20 protein-coding genes are annotated in these 21,705 nt (G+C 41.7%); 14 read left to right on the forward strand and 6 right to left on the reverse strand.

What is annotated here, in order from left to right:
- Positions 1–186: 186 nt before the first annotated feature.
- The 3 genes from asd to pncB all read right to left on the reverse strand — a co-directional run bounded on the left by asd (position 187) and on the right by pncB (position 3,193).
- On the reverse strand, positions 187–1,038 hold the full coding sequence (asd, locus tag B4H32_RS07480; RefSeq protein WP_286801157.1) for an archaetidylserine decarboxylase: 852 nt from the start codon (positions 1,036–1,038) through the stop codon (positions 187–189).
- Positions 1,035–1,883: a sulfurtransferase gene (locus B4H32_RS07485; RefSeq protein ID WP_286801159.1), complete on the reverse strand. Its 849-nt coding sequence runs from the start codon at positions 1,881–1,883 to the stop codon at positions 1,035–1,037. The genes asd and B4H32_RS07485 overlap by 4 nt, the downstream gene beginning before the upstream one ends.
- A gap of 104 nt (positions 1,884–1,987) precedes the next feature.
- Positions 1,988–3,193 carry a nicotinate phosphoribosyltransferase gene (gene pncB, locus B4H32_RS07490; protein ID WP_286801202.1) on the reverse strand — a complete coding sequence of 402 codons (1,206 nt, stop codon included), beginning with the start codon at positions 3,191–3,193 and terminating at the stop codon, positions 1,988–1,990.
- 151 nt (positions 3,194–3,344) lie between these two features.
- On the opposite strand from pncB, the gene dtd reads away from it, so the two are divergent.
- Positions 3,345–3,785, forward strand: coding sequence for a D-aminoacyl-tRNA deacylase (gene dtd, locus B4H32_RS07495; protein WP_286801160.1), 441 nt, complete (start codon positions 3,345–3,347; stop codon positions 3,783–3,785).
- Between the two features lie 47 nt (positions 3,786–3,832).
- Here dtd and B4H32_RS07500 read toward each other — a convergent pair whose 3' ends face one another.
- The 3 genes from B4H32_RS07500 to serB all read right to left on the reverse strand — a co-directional run bounded on the left by B4H32_RS07500 (position 3,833) and on the right by serB (position 6,420).
- Positions 3,833–4,312, reverse strand: a complete 480-nt coding sequence (locus B4H32_RS07500) for a hypothetical protein (RefSeq protein ID WP_004679115.1) — start codon at positions 4,310–4,312, stop codon at positions 3,833–3,835.
- Positions 4,313–4,460: 148 nt separating this feature from the next.
- Positions 4,461–4,796: a ciprofloxacin tolerance protein AciT gene (gene aciT, locus B4H32_RS07505; RefSeq protein ID WP_004683610.1), complete on the reverse strand. Its 336-nt coding sequence runs from the start codon at positions 4,794–4,796 to the stop codon at positions 4,461–4,463.
- A 403-nt stretch (positions 4,797–5,199) separates the two neighbouring features.
- The gene (serB, locus tag B4H32_RS07510; protein WP_004679119.1) at positions 5,200–6,420 is read right to left on the reverse strand and encodes a phosphoserine phosphatase SerB; all 1,221 of its coding nucleotides are present in this window, start codon (positions 6,418–6,420) and stop codon (positions 5,200–5,202) included.
- 97 nt (positions 6,421–6,517) lie between these two features.
- On the opposite strand from serB, the gene B4H32_RS07515 reads away from it, so the two are divergent.
- The 13 genes from B4H32_RS07515 (at position 6,518) to B4H32_RS07575 (ending at position 21,566) form a co-directional block, all read left to right on the forward strand.
- On the forward strand, positions 6,518–7,810 hold the full coding sequence (locus tag B4H32_RS07515; protein ID WP_004683611.1) for a hypothetical protein: 1,293 nt from the start codon (positions 6,518–6,520) through the stop codon (positions 7,808–7,810).
- Between the two features lie 159 nt (positions 7,811–7,969).
- On the forward strand, positions 7,970–9,091 hold the full coding sequence (ribBA, locus tag B4H32_RS07520; protein ID WP_286801168.1) for a bifunctional 3,4-dihydroxy-2-butanone-4-phosphate synthase/GTP cyclohydrolase II: 1,122 nt from the start codon (positions 7,970–7,972) through the stop codon (positions 9,089–9,091).
- Positions 9,092–9,102: 11 nt separating this feature from the next.
- A complete protein-coding gene (gene ribE / locus B4H32_RS07525; RefSeq protein ID WP_004637206.1) occupies positions 9,103–9,573 on the forward strand; it encodes a 6,7-dimethyl-8-ribityllumazine synthase in 471 nt (156 codons plus the stop codon).
- Positions 9,574–9,576: 3 nt separating this feature from the next.
- Positions 9,577–10,026, forward strand: coding sequence for a transcription antitermination factor NusB (gene nusB / locus B4H32_RS07530; RefSeq protein ID WP_286801171.1), 450 nt, complete (start codon positions 9,577–9,579; stop codon positions 10,024–10,026).
- A gap of 12 nt (positions 10,027–10,038) precedes the next feature.
- Positions 10,039–10,956 (forward strand): thiamine-phosphate kinase, encoded by a 918-nt coding sequence (gene thiL / locus B4H32_RS07535; protein WP_286801180.1) that lies wholly within the window; start codon positions 10,039–10,041, stop codon positions 10,954–10,956.
- A gap of 22 nt (positions 10,957–10,978) precedes the next feature.
- Positions 10,979–11,455 (forward strand): phosphatidylglycerophosphatase A family protein, encoded by a 477-nt coding sequence (locus tag B4H32_RS07540; RefSeq protein ID WP_051060426.1) that lies wholly within the window; start codon positions 10,979–10,981, stop codon positions 11,453–11,455.
- A gap of 22 nt (positions 11,456–11,477) precedes the next feature.
- Positions 11,478–12,842 carry a bifunctional UDP-N-acetylglucosamine diphosphorylase/glucosamine-1-phosphate N-acetyltransferase GlmU gene (glmU, locus tag B4H32_RS07545; RefSeq protein WP_286801183.1) on the forward strand — a complete coding sequence of 455 codons (1,365 nt, stop codon included), beginning with the start codon at positions 11,478–11,480 and terminating at the stop codon, positions 12,840–12,842.
- Between the two features lie 12 nt (positions 12,843–12,854).
- Positions 12,855–14,693, forward strand: a complete 1,839-nt coding sequence (gene glmS / locus B4H32_RS07550) for a glutamine--fructose-6-phosphate transaminase (isomerizing) (RefSeq protein ID WP_004769990.1) — start codon at positions 12,855–12,857, stop codon at positions 14,691–14,693.
- A gap of 154 nt (positions 14,694–14,847) precedes the next feature.
- On the forward strand, positions 14,848–15,651 hold the full coding sequence (locus tag B4H32_RS07555; protein WP_004777545.1) for a heteromeric transposase endonuclease subunit TnsA: 804 nt from the start codon (positions 14,848–14,850) through the stop codon (positions 15,649–15,651).
- Entirely contained in the window at positions 15,635–17,776 is a 2,142-nt protein-coding gene (locus B4H32_RS07560; protein ID WP_004777546.1) for a Mu transposase C-terminal domain-containing protein, read from the forward strand. The genes B4H32_RS07555 and B4H32_RS07560 overlap by 17 nt, the downstream gene beginning before the upstream one ends.
- Before the next feature lie 29 nt (positions 17,777–17,805).
- Positions 17,806–19,488, forward strand: coding sequence for an AAA family ATPase (locus B4H32_RS07565; RefSeq protein ID WP_004777549.1), 1,683 nt, complete (start codon positions 17,806–17,808; stop codon positions 19,486–19,488).
- Between the two features lie 2 nt (positions 19,489–19,490).
- Positions 19,491–20,990 carry a TnsD family Tn7-like transposition protein gene (locus B4H32_RS07570; RefSeq protein WP_004777551.1) on the forward strand — a complete coding sequence of 500 codons (1,500 nt, stop codon included), beginning with the start codon at positions 19,491–19,493 and terminating at the stop codon, positions 20,988–20,990.
- A 129-nt stretch (positions 20,991–21,119) separates the two neighbouring features.
- A complete protein-coding gene (locus B4H32_RS07575) occupies positions 21,120–21,566 on the forward strand; it encodes a hypothetical protein (protein ID WP_004777553.1) in 447 nt (148 codons plus the stop codon).
- Positions 21,567–21,705: the final 139 nt, after the last annotated feature.

Genomic DNA, 21,705 nt, shown 5'->3' on the forward strand with positions numbered 1-21,705 from the left:
AAACAACATTAGAGTTATGGTTGGTTCTGATTTTATTGATTGGGTTTATGAGAATATTTCGGATTTATCTTATGCAACAAAACAACAGTTAGGCATTATTGAAATACCACTACTTTTAAAATAGCCATACAACAATTATTTAAAAAAGCCCCTTAAAAATTTTCAGGGGCTTTTTTATCTGCAAATTTAAACCGAATGCCCCAACCGCTCACCCATCACCACAGTTGAATTGGCTTTAAACTGCTCTTCCCACACCATTTTATCTTGTTCAAATAAAACAACGGCTGTTGAACCCAAGTAGAAACGTCCAAGCTCCGCACCTTTATCCAGTTGCAGTTGATGATGCTGTAACTCAACTTTACCTGATGGCTTCACCTTACCTGTCGCAACGGTTTCAATCCCAGCCACAATCATCGCACCGACCAAAACTACTGCCATACGGCCCAGCTCAGTGTCAAACAGGCACACCATACGTTCATTACGGGCAAACAAACCTGATACATTTTCAGCAGTGGTTTGGTTGACTGAAAATAACTCGCCTGGAATATACAAGGTTTCCGTTAATGTTCCAGCAAATGGCATATGTACGCGGTGATAGTCTTTCGGTGATAAATAAACTGTTGCAAACTGACCATTGATAAATGGCTTGGCAAGTTGTGGATCACCGATTAATTTCTCAACTGAAAAACTTTGACCTTTGGCCTGAAAAATATCGCCAGATTCGATTTTACCGAGCTGAGAAATCGTACCATCGGCAGGGCACACGATACTATCCGCTTGTTCATCAATCGCACGCACACCATTTTTCAATGCACGAGTGAAAAATTCATTAAATGATTTATATTGATTTGGATTCGTTTGTTCAGCAATACTCATATCAATGCCATATTTTGCTTTGAACGCCTGAATAACAGCAGTTTTCACCAAAACATTTTCACTTGCGGCAACCTTGCCAATGACACGGCTCAGTTGATGTTGTGGCACAAGATTCTGTACTTTGATAAACAGTTGTTTTTTTAAATCCGCTGCAAAACTCAAGATGGTGACTCCCCTGAAATAATAGGACTATCGAGGCGATTGCCCCATTCACTCCACGCACCATCGTAGGCCCTGACTTGCCAATTGAGCAATCTTGCCAATATATACGCCAAACCCGAACGGTGATGCGACTGACAGTACACCACCACAGGTTGTTGTAAATTAAAGCCTAATTGCTCCAAACGTTGTTGAGTGCGTTCAAGCGGGTGCAATTTTAGATGATTTTCACGATTAAGGGCAGTACTCCATTCAAAATGCAGTGCATTTGGGATGTGACCCCCACGACGCGCAGCCAAACGAAGTCCCGTATATTCCTCATTGGTACGGCAGTCCCAAAGCTGAATATTTTCTTGCTGAACCTGCTCCAGTAGCTCGTTGTATTCAATCCGATGCTGTTGCACACTATCCAGATCAACCTTTAGCAGATCAGCGACAGGCGTGACTTTTTCAACCTCTGTGGTGGTGGGTAAACCAGCGCCCAACCAGCCATGAATTCCGCCATTGATCAAACTGGTACGGGTAAAACCAAGGCAGTGTAAATTCCAGATCAGCCGCCCCGCCCAAGCACCGCCCTCATCATCATAAACCACGACATGATGCTGCGGTGAGATATTCAGCTTTTCAATCAGGGTTTTTAATCCCTGTACATCGGGCAATAGACCATTGGCCTGTTCCTGTTGCGCCACCAGATACTTTGGCTGCAAATGAATCGCATGCGGGATATGTAGTTGCTCATAAACCGATGCTCGGCTTAAATCAACAATACGAATCAACTCGTGCCCCAAGTAGGGCACAAGCTGCTCAGGTTCAATCAGTAAATCAAGTTTAAAGTCTACATCTGTCATGGTTAGGGGGTCTTGTCGCCACAGCACTGGAATGATTTTAACATAGCCTACTTTTTATCTTTGTCTGATTTTTTGCATTGGTTTAGCAAAAAAGGAGATATAAACTACATCGCTTCCTCAATTTCAAACACTTGTCTTAAATAAGCAAGGAATGTTTCATTATCGGTCATGGTTTTACCTGAACTATCGGAAATTTTTGCCACTGACTGCCCATTACATTCCAATAGTTTTAACACGATATTCAGCGGTGTCTGCCCCATGTCATTGGTGAGGTTGGTGCCAATTCCAAAACTAACCTGAAAACGGTCCTTAAAATATTGATGCAATAACCATGCTTTTTCCAGATTAAGACCATCACTAAAGGTTAGCATTTTGGTCTTAGTATCAATCTTTAATTGACGATAATGTGCATAAGCCTTGTCACCCCATTCATAGGGATCACCACTATCATGGCGCAAACCATCAAACAGCTTGGCAAAATAAAGATCAAAATCACGCAGGAAAGCATCCATCCCCACCACATCGGTCAGGGCAATCCCCAGGTCACCCCGATACTCCTGAACCCATGCCTCCAAGGCAGCTTTCTGGAAATTACGCAACCGCACGTCCAGTGCCTGAAATGCCTGTAAAAACTCATGGGCCATGGTTCCAATCGGGCTGATACCCAGCTCTTTCGCCAGCAGTACATTACTGGTGCCACGGAACACTTGCGGTGCAGCATCATGAAACGCCTGCACCACATGCTTTTGCCAATCAAAACTATAACGACGGCGTGTGCCAAAATCCGAAACTAAAAATGGCGGATCACTCTCTTTTTGTTCTTTTGCATATTGTTCTAACTGAAGTAATTTCTGTTGTAAGCGACGCTCACCTTCCGCCAATACCTCATCGTTACGGATACGGCGGAAATACAACTCATTGACGATCGCCAATACAAAAATCTCAAACATCATGGCCTGCACCATCGGCCCCTCAATCCGAATATCCAGCCGCCCTGCCGCATCAATACTGGCCTGAATAAAACGTCGCTTGAGCTGGAACAACTCCAGATAGTCAACAAAGTCGCTCTTGATGAAGCGCAGTGAACGGAGGTACTGCAATTCATCCTCTTGAAAGCGAAGTTCGCACAGCAAATCGAGCTGATGGTTGAGATCACCCAAAATTTCCGTCAAGGGATAGGCGGTATCCTCCAGATTTCGGCAACGGAATAAATAAACACTGTGCGTTTGTGGAAACTGGTGCAGCACCACTTGCAGCATGGTGAATTTATACAGGTCGGTGTCCAGTAAAGATTGAATAACGGCAGACATAGGCGATGGTTTTAACCAATTCTTTTGCATAATATAAGTTGTTATACAACCAAATGGCTGGGATTGAATAGTAGACTTTTGCTGCACAGTCAATTTTCAGGACCATTTGTCTGCTAAAATTCCCTGTCTTTTTCATCTATCTTTCAATGTTATGCGCGCATTAATTCAACGAGTTTTAGAAGCGAAAGTCGTGGTTGAGGGCCAAACCACAGGTGAGATTCAACAAGGCTTACTGGTATTTTTGGGAGTCGGTAAAGAAGATACCCTGGAAAAAGGCCAGAAGCTGCTTGACAAGATTTTAAAATATAGAATCTTTGATGATGAGAATGGCAAGATGGGGTGGAATCTAAGCCAAGCTCAGGGCGGACTTTTATTAGTTTCACAATTTACTTTGATGGCGCAAACACAAAAAGGCTTACGCCCTGACTTTGGGTCTGCCATGCCGCCAGCCGAAGCCAAAGCGCTGTATGAACAACTGGTTGAATATGCACGCCAACAATTTGCAAATGTCCAAACAGGTATTTTTGCCGCTGACATGAAAGTGCATTTGGTCAATGATGGCCCAGTAACCTTTAATCTGGAAATTGAATAAGTTTAAGCCATAAAAAACTCCCGAATTGGGAGTTTTTTTATTTAGGCTTATTTGCCTGTTTTTTCTTTAATAAAGGCACGCGCCTGACGAATTTTTTCTTTTACAGCTTTTGGTACTTTCGGTGGAATCAATTTTGCCGCCTGGTTAAACCAAACCAGCAGGCTAAAGTCACCTTCCATTTTAATGCTGCCATCCTGCATGCCTGTCATGAAAGCCGTTGGATCACCTTTCACCAAGGTTTTCACGCCCTGCTCACTTGAAGCAAACTGTAAAATAAAGTCAGCCTTTTCTGGACTGCCTGCAACCGTATCAATCTTGCCACGGTTGACAATAATCTGACGTGCCAGTCCTGCATCCGTACCAATCTGGATACGGAATTCACGATCATGAACCAATTCAATAAACTTTGGGCTAGTACGTGCCAATTGCTTCATACGTAACGCCAAACCTGTCACCAACAAATCTAACGGATCAGTGCTTACATCAACAATAGGTAACTGAATCACAGGTAAAGAAGAAAGCTTCATGACATTTATGCCCACAGTATTATGATGAAAATTAAGACAACTGTATCCTAGCACAATTGTTGCAAAGGCGGTAAAAGCTTTGTTTCAGAAAGTTAGTGCAAAAAAGGCATGCCGAGCATGCCTTTAATGTGATTTATCTTATTATAAATTATCGGCTAGAGCATTGTTGCTGGTCATCCTTGTACACAGGGGTGTGTTCAATATATTGACGTGTTGCCAATTGTTTTTGCGCCTGTTTATCTTCACGTAATAAAACAAATGTGACCGTAATCATCGCGAAGCTCAATGCGGTGAGATAACTATATGCGACGGACATTTCAAACAGGGTTTGCACCCCAAAGCGCACCACTTCCAGCAGTCCCCAGCACATCATACCTGCCAACATAAAACCTAGCCAACGACGATAAGGAGAAAAGAAAACAGCAATAACTGCGACAGCGATCAAGCCAAATCCAACCCACATGGTGAAATTCGCTGCTTCCATATAAACCTCCGTCTTAAAAAAATTAGTCTGTTCTGTTCAGACCGCTATTGTTGTGTAATTTCTAACGCTTACTAACTCATTGCATTTAGGTCTTTATGCATTATGGAAGTTTTTTTTAAGAAGAAAAGAGGTAAAAACCAATGCTACGACACAAGCTGTCGCAATATGTTTTTGTCATTACACATTTTAAAATCATCAAACATCAATATTGCTATATGGCATCAATTACCGCGTGTCATTACAAATAAATAGCCGATATTTTTTGTGTAGAAAAACTTTTTCTTGAATTTTTTTATCGTTGTATTTCTATACATTTAGACATGATTATGAACAAATCATGACACCATAAAAATGCACCATATCGTGACAAAACGACATGATGCACAGGAAGTGTTTTAAGCTTTTAAGCACGATTTAAATCTTTATCATGCATACCCAATAAGTACAAAACACCATCTAAACCAACACTTGAAATTGCCTGATTGGCATTTTGACGAACCAATGGTTTTGCGCGATACGCCACACCTAAGCCTGCAATAGACAGCATTGGCAAATCATTTGCCCCATCGCCTACCGCCATCGCTTGCTCTAGTGATATACCCATTTTATCGGCAAGTTGACGCAGTAATTCAGCTTTTCGTGCGCCATCGACAATCGCACCTTTAACCTCACCAGTGACTAAACCATCCCGTACATCCAGAATATTGGCATGCACTTCATCAATCCCAAGTTTCGCTTGTAAATATTCGGCAAAATACTGAAATCCACCCGACAAAATAGCGGTTTTGTAGCCTAATGCTTTCAGGGTTGAAATCAGACGCTCTGCGCCTTCGGTCACAGTTAAACGTTCTGCAATTTTTGGTAGAACCGAAGCATCCAGACCTTTTAACAAGGCAACACGGGCGCGGAAACTTTGCTGAAAATCCAGCTCCCCCTGCATGGCTCGCTCAGTAATTTCAGCTACCTGAGCACCAACACCCGCCTCCAGCGCCAACTCATCAATCACTTCCTGCTCAATCAGGGTTGAATCCATATCGAAGCAAACCAGACGACGGTTACGGCGATAGGCATTGTCTTCCTGTACCGCAACATCAATATTCAGCTCACCTGACAAACTCAAACATGCAGCTCGCATCGCTTGTGCATCCAACATTTGTCCACTTAAACCAAACTGGACACAGGCACGGCGTGGAAATGGGCTATCGGTTTGCAAATCCAACCGACCCGACAAACGTGTCACCGTTTCAATATTAAAGCCCTGACTCGACACAATTTTGGTCACTGCCTGCAAATGTGCCGCCGTGAGTTCTGGGGCAAGCGCAGTCACGATATAGCGGGTCCGTCCACCCTCACTCACCCATTGTTCATATTCTGCGTTAGAGATTGGTTTAAATCGCACAGTTAAGCCAATATCATGTGCTAAAATCAGGATCTCTTTCATTGCCAATGCGGTTGCAGTCTCATTATCCGATGCCACAACAATCCCAAGGGTGAGTTGATTATGGATAACAGCCTGACCCACATCGAGTATTTGCAAAGAATGTACGGAGAGCACCTGCATTAATCGAGTAAACTGATTCGGTTGATCTGGTCCTAAAAAGGATATAAGAATGATTTCTCGCATGAATTGACTCGTGGTTGAGCGACAACTATTGTATGTAAGAATCATAACATAACCTGACCTGAATCTATTTGACTCTTATTTATCTTGGAAGTTTAACTTGAATGCGCCACGCCAAGGGCTATTTGCTAGCCTGCTGATCGTAAGTTTTGCACTGCATACCTTTTTACTGGTGATTGCAACGACACATCAACTCAATGAAAACCGCGCCAGTCAGGGACAACTGATGACCAGTCAGCTTGTGGCAGATAGCCTTTCAGAACTGGAACCCGCCAACACGGTCTCATTGGCACTGGTGGCCAACCGTTATGCAACCAACCCAAGTGTCGCATCCATTCGTATCCTCGATGCCAATAAACAGGTGCTTGCAACCAGTGGTATGGCCAAAACCCGTCAGGGTGAAGTCTTTGTGCGTGATGCCCTACAAAATGAAAAGAAAGTAGGAACGGTCGAAATCACCTTGATCCAGCCAAGTATTGGTGAAATCTTACGCACACAATGGCTGGCGATTTTAGCATCATTGTTTATCCACTTCCTGATTTGGCTGGCTTACCGTGCCATTGCCCGTCCAACACGCAGTGAATATTTAGCCCGTATCAATCAGGAAAATCATCTTAAACATGAGATTCAGCGTTTAACTCAGGCATTGGTACTGGAAAAACAGAATACCGTGACGCTGGTCGCACAAGCCCAGCAGCAGGCGAAAGCCCAGCCAAAACCACGCACTGAGAAGAAGCCAGCCGAACAAACCCAGCTTGACCACGCAACGCTGGCGCTGAATATCCAGTTTTATGATCCAAAGCAGTTGTTAAGCAGTGTAAACCAGTCAGTCTCTGTTCCCTACTTCAAGCTTTGCCAGTTATTTTTAGATAAAAGTATTGATCTGTGTAGTAGACATTATCAAATGGATGCCTCACATATTCATGTGGTACAGCAATTTAATGCCGAGGGTGCCACATTATCAACCACACTGGAAAAGCCACATGCGCTTGAATGCCTGATGATGGTGGGTGCAGTGTTCCAGTTGCTGGCAGAGGTGCTGTACAAGCGATACCGTGAAGATAAACGCTTTGCACTACAGACCCGTGGCGCGGTGGCAAGTGCGGTGGATGCGATGCAACTGGACGCAATTGAGGCATCGAAACGCCTTACCCAGCATTTGCATGCAAAAGAGGCCGCTTTGCATCTAAGCCACGACCAGCTTAAAGCCATTCAAAACAGTTATGAACTGGTTGCCATGCCAAATCCAAGCAATATCATGACCCGCCATGCCTTTATGATTAATGGCATGAATGAGCAGTGTGCGACTTTGGCACAGAATCTTCGCACTGAAATCCTGATGGGCAAGAAAGCAAAAGTTTCAAGTGAATCTTCTGATATTCCAGCGTCATAATCCATTATCATCTGTTTCCTGATTACCCTGATCGCTTTTCTAAGGCATTAGGCTTTTTAATTGATCAAGAAGCACAGGCGAAATTTGTTAAAATGCGGTAAACTATGCGTGGTTTATCGAATATGAGTGCCTTGAAAGGCAATAAAAAGGTGAAAGCGAATGCCGCTGAGTCGTGTTGAAGAGCTTGTCGCAGATATTCGTGCAGGCAAAATGGTCATCCTGATGGATGATGAAGATCGTGAAAATGAAGGTGACTTAGTCATCGCTGCAACACATGTGCGCCCTGAAGATATTAACTTCATGATTACCCATGCACGCGGTTTGGTCTGCCTCACACTCAGCCGCGAACGTTGTAAACAACTGAATCTTCCGTTGATGGTTGACCAGAACGGCGCACAGCACGCGACCAACTTCACCCTCTCAATCGAAGCAGCTGAAGGCATCAGCACAGGCATTTCCGCTGCTGAGCGCGCGCATACCATCCGTACCGCGGTTGCGGCACATGCCAAGCCAAGCGATATCGTTCAGCCAGGCCATATTTTCCCATTAATGGCACAGCCAGGTGGCGTACTGCACCGTGCAGGCCATACTGAAGCAGGTTGCGACTTAACCCGTCTGGCGGGTCTTGAGCCAGCGTCCGTGATCTGTGAAATCATTAATGATGACGGCACTATGGCGCGTCGCCCTGATTTAGAAGTATTTGCAGAGAAACATGGCTTAAAAATCGGTACGATTGCGGATCTGATTCATTACCGTATGACCAATGAACAAACGGTTGAGCGTTTGTCGCAAGAAACCATTCAGACTGCATATGGTGCGTTTGAACTGTATAAATACCGTGAAATCGGTAATCCAGATATTCATCTGGCGTTGGTGAAAGGTGAACCAAAACAAGGGGTCACTACAGTTCGTGTGCATGGTTTCAACCCTGTAGGTGACTTGCTAAAACTCAATAAAGCAGATGGCTCCACTGCATGGAGTCTGGACCTCGCACTGAGAACCATATCAGAGAGCGACCGTGGAGTGCTGGTATGGATTGGACAGGACCATCTGGAAGATCTGGGTCATGCAATTCATCACCTGAATCAGCCAATGCCTTTGAAATCCAATGCCGCCCTCTCCCAGCAATATCAGACCATTGGTGTCGGTGCACAGATTTTACGTGATCTGGGTGTTGAGAAAATGAAACTGTTGAGTTCACCACTTCGTTTCAATGCACTATCAGGATTTAATTTAGAGGTAGTGGAATACATCACTGCCGATCAAGTCACAGCAAAATAATCGAGGTTGTTATGGCAATTCGCCGAATTGAAGGTTTACTACATCTCGCAAGCGAAGGTCGTTATGCGATCTTGGTTGGTCGTTTCAACAGCTTCGTGGTTGAACATTTACTGGAAGGTGCGATTGACACCTTAAAACGTCATGGCGTTGCAGAAGATGCGATTACCGTGATTCATGCACCAGGTGCGTGGGAATTGCCAATCGTTGCGAAAAAGCTGGCTGCCTCAAACAAGTTTGATGCCATCATTGCTTTAGGTGCAGTGATTCGTGGTAGCACACCACACTTTGACTTTGTTGCGGGTGAATGTGCCAAAGGTCTAGGTGTAGTTGCACTTGAAAGCACTATGCCTGTAATCAATGGTGTGTTGACAACAGACAGCATTGAGCAGGCAATTGAACGTTCTGGTACGAAAGCAGGAAACAAGGGTAGCGAAGCTGCATTGACTGCAATCGAAATGGTTAACTTATTAAAGGCAATTTAAAGCATGTCGCAAACACTTCAGGCCGCTTATGCAGCGAAACGCAAAGCACGTCGTTTTGCTGTACAAGGGATTTATGAATGGCAAATGAGTCAGAACCCTGTCCATGAAATTGAAGCACGCACCCGTGTTGAAAATGCCATGCACAAGGTTGATCTTAACTATTACCATGAATTGCTCACTCAAGTGGTTGCCCAACATGAAGCTTTAGATGAGTTACTCATCCCTGTACTTGATCGTGAACTATCTGCACTTGATGGTGTGGAACTTGCCACTTTACGACTCGGTGCCTATGAATTACGGGATCACCTCGAAGTTCCATACCGTGTGGTGCTGGATGAAGCGATTGAGCTGGCAAAACACTTTGGTGGTGCGGACAGCCATAAATACATCAATGGTGTACTGGACCGTCTTTCTTCAAAGCTTCGTAAAGCTGAAAAACAGCAAGCTAAATAACAGGCTTGTGTCATGGCTGAGTTTTCAATTATTGATCAATACTTTAAACGTGCATCAAAATCCGATGTCAGTTTAGGAATTGGTGATGACTCAGCCATTGTGACTCCTGCTCCCTCACAGCAACTGGTGATCTGTACCGATACACTGGTTGCTGGTCGTCATTTTCCATTAGATACCACAGCCCATGCCATCGGCTGGAAAAGTGTGGCGGTCAATTTATCTGACCTCGCCGCCATGGGTGCAAAACCGCATAGTATTTTACTGGCATTAAGCCTACCAACAGTTGATCATGGCTGGCTGGCTGGCTTTGGTCAGGGCTTGTTCGATTGCTGCGATCAATTTGGTGTCAGCCTGATTGGTGGTGATACCACACAGAGTTCCCAACTGACCATCACGGTCACGGCACTGGGCTGGATTGAACAGGGTCAGGCCATTACCCGATCAGGTGCACAAGTGGGTGACTACATTTGTGTCAGTGGTCAGATTGGCGATGCCGCATTTGGGCTACAGCATCTTGGCCATGCCCTACAGCAACGACTTGATTATCCAACGCCACGTTGTGTTTTAGGACAACAGCTCAAAGGTCTGGCCTCCAGTATGATTGATGTTTCGGACGGATTGGCGCAGGACTTGGGACATATTCTGAAAGCGTCCAATGTCGGTGCAAAACTACAACTTGATCAGCTTCCGATTGATGAATCACTCAAAAAGCTGGAAAAACAGCAGGCATGGCACTACGCCCTTGCGGGTGGTGACGATTATGAGCTGTGCTTTACAATATCACCGCAAAATTTTGAAAAACTACTTCGACAACAATTAGATGTTCCGCTTACAATAATTGGTAAAATCACCCAACAAACTGGATTGTCATTTGTGTATATGGGCGAAAATCACCCATTAGCTGTTCAGGGATATCAACACTTTGCATAAGCCACCGATTCACTTTAAAAAAATGAGCTGGTTCAACCGCTGCATCGTTTTTTGCGGTGTCGGTTTCGGTTCTGGTTTAGCACCCAAGGCACCTGGAACATTTGGTTCAGCCTTTGCCCTGCTGTTTGTACCATTGTGGCTACAATTGGGTTTCTATGGCAGCTTAATTGCCATCCTGATCATGTCGATTGTCGGCATTTATATCTGCGGACAAACCGCCAAAGTCCTCAATGTGCATGATGACGGACGTATTGTCTGGGATGAGTTCGCAGGACAGTCCATTACTTTCCTGCCTTTGCTTTATTTACAGCAAATGAATGGGTTGTGGGTCATTGCTGGATTTGTATTATTCCGTATATTTGATGTCTGGAAACCATTTCCGATTAGTTGGGCAGACCAAAAAGTTACTGGTGGTCTAGGGATTATGCTGGATGACATCATTGCAGGTCTTTGGGCTGCGCTTTGTATTTTTATGATTCATTTTTATTTTTTGACTTAAACCATTGATATTAGGGTTAGTTATGTCAACAACTGTTATTATTCTTGCCGCAGGGAAAGGAACGCGAATGCGTTCACAAATACCAAAAGTACTACAACCCCTTGCAGGTCGACCACTTTTAGGACATGTGATTCAAACCGCAAAAAAATTGCATGCTGAAAAGATTATTACCATTTATGGACATGGCGGTGAGCTGGTTAAGCAAAGTTTTGCCAATGAACAGGTTGAGTGGGTTGAACAAGCCGAACAATTGGGCACAGGTCATGCAGTGCAAATGACATTACCTGTTTTACCTCAAGACGGTCTTTCGCTGATTTTATCGGGTGATGTACCTTGTATTCATGCAAATACCCTACAAAAACTATTAAATGCCTCTACTCAGACAGGCATTGGCTTAGTTACGCTTACCGTAGAAGATGCAACAGGTTATGGTCGCATCGTTCGTGAAGCGGGCAAAATTCAAGCCATTGTCGAGCATAAAGATGCCAATGACGAGCAACGTCAAATTCAGGAAATTAATACTGGTATTTACTGTGTCAGCAATGCCAAGCTACATCAATGGTTACCAAAACTTTCCAATAATAATGCACAGGGCGAATATTACCTGACTGATATTGTGGCGATGGCGATTGCGGATGGTCTGGAAGTTGCCTCAGTTGAACCAGATTTTGCGTTTGAAGTTGATGGTGTGAATGACCGCCTACAACTTGCAACTTTGGAACGTCAATTTCAGCAACAACAAGCAAAAGAATTGATGCAACAAGGCGTACATTTAATTGATCCAAATCGTTTTGACCTGCGTGGAACTGTGAAATGTGGTCAAGATGTACAAATTGATGTCAATGTCATTATTGAAGGGGATTGTGAGCTTGGTGACAACGTTCAACTTGGCGCAGGCTGTATTTTAAAAAATACCCGTATTGCCGCAGGTACCAAAGTTCAGGCCTATAGCATTTTTGAAAATGCGGTTGTGGGTGAAAATACCCAGATTGGGCCTTTTGCCCGTTTACGTCCTGGCACAAATCTGGCCAATGATGTGCATATTGGCAACTTCGTCGAAGTTAAAAATACCAATATGGGACAGGGTTCAAAAGCCAATCACTTCACTTATCTAGGTGATGCAGATATTGGTGCGAATTGTAATATTGGGGCAGGCACGATTACCTGTAATTATGATGGTGCAAACAAACATCGCACTATTATTGAAGATAATGTGTTTATCGGGACCAATAACTCATTGGTTGCACCAATTAAAATTGCTCAAGGTGCAACCACAGGTGCAGGCTCAACCTTAACTCGAAATGTGGCTGAGCATAGTTTAGCTGTCGAACGATCTAAACAGTTTGAAAAAGCAAATTATCAACGTCCCCAAAAGCTGAAAAAATAAGAGGATAAAATTATGTGTGGTATTGTTGGTGGCGTTGCTGAACGATGTGTAACTGATATTCTGATTGAAGGATTAAAACGTCTTGAATATCGCGGTTATGACTCTGCGGGTTTAGCGTTATTGAATAATCAACAAATCTTACGCGAACGTCGTGTAGGTAAAGTTGCAAATTTAGCTGAAGCAGTATCTGAGCAGCATTTGACTGGTCATGTAGGTATTGCACATACCCGTTGGGCAACCCATGGTAAACCGACTGAAGATAATGCTCATCCACATGTTTCAGGTGATGTGGCTGTTGTACACAATGGTATTATTGAAAATTATCAGGAACTCAAAGAAGAATTACAGGCTTTGGGCTATATCTTTACGTCCCAGACCGATACCGAAGTGGTTGCACATTTAGTGCATGATGCACTTAAGCAAACCGATAGTTTACTTGAAGCCGTACAGAATATTGTTCCTCGCCTTAAAGGTGCCTATGCACTGGGGGTTATTCATACGGGTCATACCGATGAGTTGATCACTGTACGGGAGGGTTCCCCTCTGGTGATCGGAGTCGGGATTGGTGAAAACTTTATTAGTTCTGATCAATTGGCTTTATTGCCTGTAACCAATCGTTTTGTTTATCTGGAAGAAGGCGACATTGCCCGTTTAACCCGTACCAGTATTGAAGTGTTTGTCAATGGTGAACTGGTCGAACGTCCTGTCAAAGAACTGGATGCCACGATTAGCAATGCGTCTAAAGGTGAATATAAGCATTATATGCTCAAGGAAATCTATGAGCAGCCAGAAGCAATTCAACAAACGATTTCCCAGGCATTGAATGGTAATACGTTACGTGACGATTTCCTTAATCATGCCAATGCGGATTTTGACAAAATCCAGCAGGTACAAATCATTGCCTGTGGCACCAGTTATCATGCGGGCATGATTGCCAAGTACTGGTTTGAACAGTTGATCGGTGTACCTTGCCAGGTCGAGATCGCCAGTGAATTCCGTTACCGCACGCCAGTGATTGTGGCCAATACACTGTATATCTGTATTTCCCAGTCTGGTGAAACAGCAGATACACTGGCAGCGTTACGTGAAACACAAAAACGCGCCAAGGTACAAAACCTTGACATCACCACCATGACAATCTGTAACGTTGCCACCTCATCGATGGTGCGCGAAACCAATCATCATTTATTGACACTGGCTGGTCCTGAAATCGGGGTTGCTTCAACAAAAGCATTTACCACACAGCTTGCCGCATTAATGTTGCTCATTCTCAAAATTGGTCAAGTCAAACAGCAGCTTGCGACAGATCAGTTGAATGAGATTGTGGAAGCATTATGGCATTGTCCAAAAGTGATTCTGGATACTTTGCAGCATAATACTGAGATTTTGCGTCTCTCGACCCTCTTTGTTGAGAAAAACCATTGCCTTTTCCTGGGACGTGGCACACATTTCCCAATCGCGCTGGAAGGTGCATTGAAATTGAAAGAAATTTCATATATTCATGCCGAAGGTTATGCAGCAGGCGAACTGAAACATGGCCCATTGGCTCTAGTCGATAATGAAATGCCTGTGGTGATCCTAGCTCCTCAGGATGAGATGTTGGATAAACTCAAGTCGAACATGGAAGAAGTTCAGGCTCGTGGCGGTGAGCTGTTTGTATTTGCTGACCAAGACAGTGGTATTCACGGTAAAGACCGTCAGCATGTGGTTCACATTCCATCTGTCAATGAATGGCTGGCGCCAATTGTTTACAGTATCCCTGTGCAGCTACTTTCTTACCATGTTGCGGTATTACGCGGAACTGATGTGGATCAGCCACGTAATTTAGCGAAGAGTGTGACTGTAGAATAAAATGATAAAGTAGAAGGAAGGTTCGTGTATGAGATTAATAAAGTATCATCCTAAGTAATATAGTTTCATCTTAGGTAATAAAGTATCATCTCATATTGCTCAAATAACAATCGCCTGCTATTCTTAAATTAATGAGAGTAGCAGGCGATTTGCTATGGCGACTGAAAAACAACAAGACAATTGGATTAAAGAAGGTCGTGGTCAGGGCTACTTAAAGAGTTATAAGCCTTGGGTGACTGTTCGTGATTTTGGTTCAAAAGGTCGCTCACATCGGGTATATGGGCACACAACTAAACGTACACATCACTTATTGTCTGATTTAGAACTTGCAACCTTTCTACTTTTAGACTGGAATCCATCAGTTACTGATATTCGGGAACAGTTTCCTTTACCACTTCAAGCCACAACTCAAATTGCAGAACAAGCTCAAATTACTCATCCTAGAGTTCGTGATGCCCTACAAATTATGAGTTCAGATTTTTATGTAGATCATAAAGATTCCACGCAACCCAATTTTGTTCTCCAAACCAAGTATGTAACAGATTTGGAAGATATCAGAACCATTGAAAAACTTGAGCTAGAACGAAGATATTGGGAAAGTACAAAGATACCTTGGTACATTCTTACAGAAAAAGATATTCCTGCGACTGTACTTCACAATATCAAATGGCTCTATCCTGCTATGAGGGAATCTTCTCTTCCTGTTTATGAAAATCTCGATGACTATATGCAGAAATTTGCTCAATATCCTCATCTCACATTAATTGAATTAAGTAAAAAATTAGATCAGGCATATGATTTAGAACTGGGTTCATCGCTATCAGAAATTCGAGAGCTTCTTGCTCAACGTTATTTTATTTTTGATATCACCAAGGACTATAAAAAGCTCAAATTATCTGAAATTACATTAGGTGATGTTGAAGTGTGGGAGGAAATTCGCCATGTTTCGAATCAATGATGTTTATAAGCTGCAAGATACATCTTTTCGTATCCTTAAAATGACACTTTATCACATCGTATGGATTGATATTGATAGTCAGAGTGCTAACCCCTTTCTTATCGAAAAAAATGAGTTAACTAAATCTATAGAAGCAAACGAAGCTGAATGGATTGAAGACCCCTTTGCAGATATCGCATTGCTAAAAGTTGTTGAGGGTAGTATCCAGCAGCAAAAACGTGATGCTGGAATGGCGTTAATCAAACCGCTCATTACACATGATCAATTTTTTGACCCATCTATTCGCTTTGACCTTGTTAAACGTATATTGGAGCAGCAGAAATCTACTCACCAGACGATTTACAGGCTTGCCCGTCGATATTGGCAACGAGGTCAAATACCTAATGCACTTATTCCGAGTTATCAAAATTCTGGTGCTAAAGGCAGTAAACGAGTTGCCAAAGATAAAAAGCTGGGACGACCCAGAAAACTTATGCCAGGTACAGGGGCACTTATTGATGTAAACATAGAGCGACTATTTAGAATTAATATCAATAAATATATGTTAACCAAGGATAAACATTCTTTAGGTTATGCCTACCGTAAGTTCTATACGATGTATCATTCATTATTTCCTGAAGTTCCAGATACTGAGATTCCATCAATATGGCAATTTAAACATTTTTATGAACGTGAATTTCCTAAAGTTGCTCAACTTACTGCCCGTAGCAATCCAATTCTCTATAACAAGGACATTCGGGCACTTCACTCGACAGTGAATACCCAAGTCTTAGGGCCAGGATCACGTTATGAGATTGATGCAACGATTGCTGATATCTATCTTGTTTCAGATTCTGATCGTGCCTGTATTGTGGGAAGACCAACGATTTACTTCGTTGTTGACGTATTTAGCAGAATGGTGGTCGGTTTTTATATTGGTTTTGAGAATGCTTCATATGTAACCGCAATGCAGGCTCTACAAGTCGCTATGACCGATAAAGTGGAGTTATGCAAACAATATGGTTATGAAATTACCAGTGAAGAGTGGCCTTGTATTGGATTGCCTGATGCGATTTTAGCGGATCGTGGAGAATTATTAGGTCATCAGATTGAGGCACTCGAACATAGTTTCTCAATTCGGATTGAAAATACTGCGCCATATCGTGGGGATTTAAAGCCTATTGTAGAACGTTATTTCAGAACTGCTCAAGCAAAATTTAAACCTTTTGCTCAGGGTGTGGTACAGCCCTTTAAAGAAAAAAAACGAGGTGGCTCAGATTATCGTCTAGATGCTACTTTAACAATTCATGATTTTAAGCAAATTATTATTGGTTCAATCCTCACCTACAACCTGACACACCAATTAAAAAAGTATGATCGTGATCTTGATATGCCAACGGATTTACCCTTAGTTCCGATTCATCTCTGGAACTGGGGTATACAAAACCGAGTGGGCAGATTAAAACAGGTTTCCGAAAAGGCATTACGTGTTGCACTGCTTCCTAAAACCAAAGCAACCTTATCTGATCTTGGGCTCAAAGTTTTTGGTGTATTCTATTATTGTGCTGAGATTAATCAACAAGGCTGGATGCACCGTAAAAAATCAATCTCAAGACCAGATACTTTACAAGTTGCTTATGACCCGAGTAATGCTGAAATAATTTATGTTTTTTATCAAGATGATAGTCTTCATTATTGGGAAGCCACACTTGCACCAAGATCAAGAGAATTTGTTGGTTGTAGTTTCTGGGAAGTTTGGCAGGTTCAACAGGAACAGAAGCAAACCCAAGCAATTCAAGAACTGGAAACCAATAAATCTAAAGCTGCTCTTGAAGAACATATAGAATCCATTATTGCTCAGGCCAATGCTCAAAATCCAAAGACAGCATCAAGCAAAAAACAACGTGTTACTGGCATTAGGGAAAACCGTCAACGGGAAAAGAATCATGAACGTTTGGCGAGGAAAACAGATTATCTGAAAAATCCACTTCCTGAACAACCAACTGAAACAGTATCTGAATCAACAAATAACATTATTCAGATGCCTAAGCCCAAACAGAAGCTGGAACATGATGAGGATTACCAACTTACTTTTGGTATTTATCAGGATTTGCTGGAAGATATTGATCACTCAGATGATGATTAATACATGTAGCTCTACTCTAGGATATGTTTATGACCAATCAAAATGATTATGCAGTATATACACCTAGCCCAGTTTCAGATTATCAGGGAAATCCTTTTATCGAGGCTTTGCCACCCATTTTTGAGGCACAGGATACGATTCAAGCGATAAAAGGTTCAATCGAATTTAAACAATCTGATCGACAGTTACCGAATAATACTCGTGCCCATATTATTTCACAGTTATTTAATAACTTTTTTCATCCTATCCGCAGACACTTAGAATTAGAGCAGAAAATCTCCATCATGCTGAGGAAAGGCTATGTGGGGAGGAATATTGTGACTGGTGACTTTAATCGAATTCTAAACCGTAGTCATCAAATTGCTTTATCCAACAATTTTGAACCAACACCCTCTAATGATATACGTTCTACCGCCCAGAGCCTTACCTTTATTGGTTTTTCTGGCAGTGGAAAAACCACAACACTAAACCGAATCTTAAAAAACTATAAACAAAAGATTTACCACCCTGAGCATAACTTTACCCAACTTGTCTATTTAAAAATCGACTGTCCTTATAATGGTTCACTTAAGTCTTTATATTTAAATTTCTTTAGTGCAGTAGATCGTGCATTGGGAACAAATTACGAAAAGCAATATACGCAAAAACGCCATAATGAACAAAAGCTATTACAGCTTATGGGACATATTGCCCATCTGCATGCCATTGGCTTATTAGTCATTGATGAAATTCAACATTTATTGGCAAATCGATCCAAAAATTCGGATGAGATGCTCAATTTCTTTGTTACCTTAGTCAATATTTATAGTCTCCCCATCGTCATGGTTGGGACACCTAAAGCAATTCAAATCTTTGAGCGAGATCTCCGCTCATCACGTAGAGCGGTAGGTTTGGGTTCAATTCATTGGGAACCAATGAAAAATGAGCCTGCAATCACTACACCAGATGGAAAAGTCAGAAAATCCGAATGGATGACATTTACTGATTCACTCTGGAAATATCAATGGTTGAGAAAATCGGACCCTGTATTGTCTGAAGAATTACGCCAATGCTGGTTTGATCTGAGTCAGGGTATTCTGGACATTGTGGTCAAACTGTTCGTTCTGGCACAGATACGAGCAATTGAATCAGGTTTGGAACGCATTACGGTTAAACTGCTTAAAACCACATTTCAGGAAGATTTTAAACCGATTCATAAAATTATAGATGTTTTACGCTCTGGTGATGCAAGACGAATTGCAGAATATTCCGACTTGATTACACCTGAAGTAGATCGGCAATTATTAAAATTGATCTCCCGAATTGAAGAAAGTAGCCTAGATCAAAATGACCAACTGGCGGAATATCGAGGGCATGCTGAATCCATACGCTTGCATAATTTATTGCTTGAGCTTGGTTATGATTCCCAGCTTTTAATCCCCCTTGTGAAAAGAGCATTTAAAGAACATCCAGATCGAAAATTAACTGAGCTACTCCCTATTATTATGCGTTGGTTAAATCAGGATATACCGCAAGAATCGAGCTCATCATCATCAAAACCAAAATTATCACAAGGTAAAAGCACCAAGGCTGATCAATGGCAAACCTTGGATACGGTAGACTTACGTTTCCAATTCTCACAAAAAGAAAGTGAACATAGCTTTTATGAACATTTAAAAGCTCAAACCAATATCGTTTTTGATATTGATCACTGGCTCAAACAGGTCAGTTAGCTATGTTAAACTTTCCCATGCCTTACCAACACGAGCTGATTTACAGTACTGTGGCTCGGGCAGGGACTCGTTTGGCTTTAGATAGTCCTAAACAATTACTGGATGAAGTCTTTAAAAACCGCAAGGTGATTGCAACGGTAGATTTGCCTTGTCACCTAAACGCTATTATTCATCAGTTTTCGAATCATCAGTTTACCGTTCAGGATATCGCCTATCAGCATACGCTGTTTCCAATCTATGCACCTTTTGTGCCCGAAAAAAGACGACAACAATGCTTAAAGTGGATGGCTGTTGTTTCTCAAGGTTCGATTCATCTGGCTTTAGGCATTAATGCCTCACGTATCCCACCTATTCATAAATTACGTTATTGCCCACAATGTTTAGCAGAACAATTAGACAAATATGGTGAATATTATTGGTTCCGCTTATGGCAAATACAGGGTGCTTGCTGTATCCAACATGGTCAACTCATTGACTCAGAACTGGATTTAAGATCATTACATCGGCATGATTTTTTAGTTCCATCTCATCAATCATGTCCTAAAACAGAACAAACCATTGCTAATCCTGACGATATTTTTATTACGTCCAAATTGTTAGAGTTATTGACCTTGCCTCCCTCTGAGTCACCCAGTTATGAACAATGGACCATGTTTTATTATGAATTGGCTCGGCAGAATGCTTGTATTCGGGGGAAAAACCAAATTTTGCATGAACGTATTTTAGAAAGAATAACTGTCCGTTGGTCAAAGAAATTTTTAGAGCAGTATTTTTTAGCCGATTTAACTTCCGAGACCTCTTGGCTACACCACATTTTTAGAAAACATCGCAAAAGTTTTAGTTATCTGGAACATATCATTACGATTGAGGCTTTAATTAATAGAGAATGGTCTTTTGCCGAAATTCTCAACCAAGTCCACTCTTTCCGTAAGATAAATCAAGATAATCATGTAAATGTTCCTAACAGCCATCTTACTGATCTCACCATAAAAAACAGAGAAAAATGGCTGAACTTAATCAAACAAAATGGCGTAAAGCCTGCCCGACTTTTAAATGCCGCTTTATATGCTTGGTTATATCGTAATGATAAGCATTGGTTATTAGAGACCAATCAGGGTTTTCACCAAAAATATATCCCTCAAGGCACTAAAGTGGATTGGCATAGCCGTGATTTATTCTTCGTGAAACAGCTCATTAAGCTTAACAATGATTTACTCTGGGATTTAAATAGTCCTAGACGTTCAGCAAAATGGTGGATGAAACAGACCTCCCATGTATCAACCATTGAGAAAAATCTAGATATGTTGTCTTTAACCAAATTATTTTTAGAGAAATATAGTGAAGATATCGGGACATACCAGATTAGACGTTTAACCAAAATTTTCATTGAGATGAAAATAAAGGCAGAAGTTCTGCCTCGTTGGAGAATTTTACGCAAAGCAGGTCTAAGTGATGAACGTATGGTTTCGGAAGCTGCTCGGTTTCTGCTCAAAGTATTGTAAAAAGTTGGAATGAGAGTCCACCATTAGATAGCGTGGACTTTTCTTTAACTTCTATTGAATTATTGAAATTGAACCATATTTATTACTTTAATCATCACTTATATTTCACAAATATGGAAGCAGTTAAAAATGGCAAAATGTACTTTTGAAGAAATTACACCTACAAACATTGAAGACCTAAAAAAACTTGCTGCGGATAAACTCAGCTATAAAAATCGTCAATCTTCTGTGGCACAACTTAAGAAATTCAAATGCCGTCAAAGCATTGATATTCTTTGGCGTTTAATGATTAATGATAAAGTTTATGCTGTACAACATGATGCTTTCTTAGCATTACAAGCATTTGGTGAGGATGTAAAGTTACCTAGAAAGAAAAAAGGGCATCTTGTTAAAGACATCAATAAAAAGATTTTGAAAACTCGAAATTCGATTACAGGTGAATCATTTACAATAGATGATTTTATTCTAGCATTTAAAGAAAAATATCCCGAAGAATACGACATTTATACATTTGAAAAAAAAGGGAAACTAAAAGAGTGGTTGGAAAACGTTCTAAATTCCCTTCCAAAATCATAGGTCATTCTGAAGTCGCATAACTTCAAATTATGTTAAATGATACATATCCGATTAGTATGAGGACAGTGATCATTTTTTTAAGAGAAAGTTTTCTAAATAGTTTCAACGAACTATAAGCCCCAAAACACGAATATTCTTG

The sequence above is a fragment of the Acinetobacter sp. UBA2063 genome, from assembly GCF_002333245.1.
GTDB classification, from domain to species: domain Bacteria; phylum Pseudomonadota; class Gammaproteobacteria; order Pseudomonadales; family Moraxellaceae; genus Acinetobacter; species Acinetobacter parvus.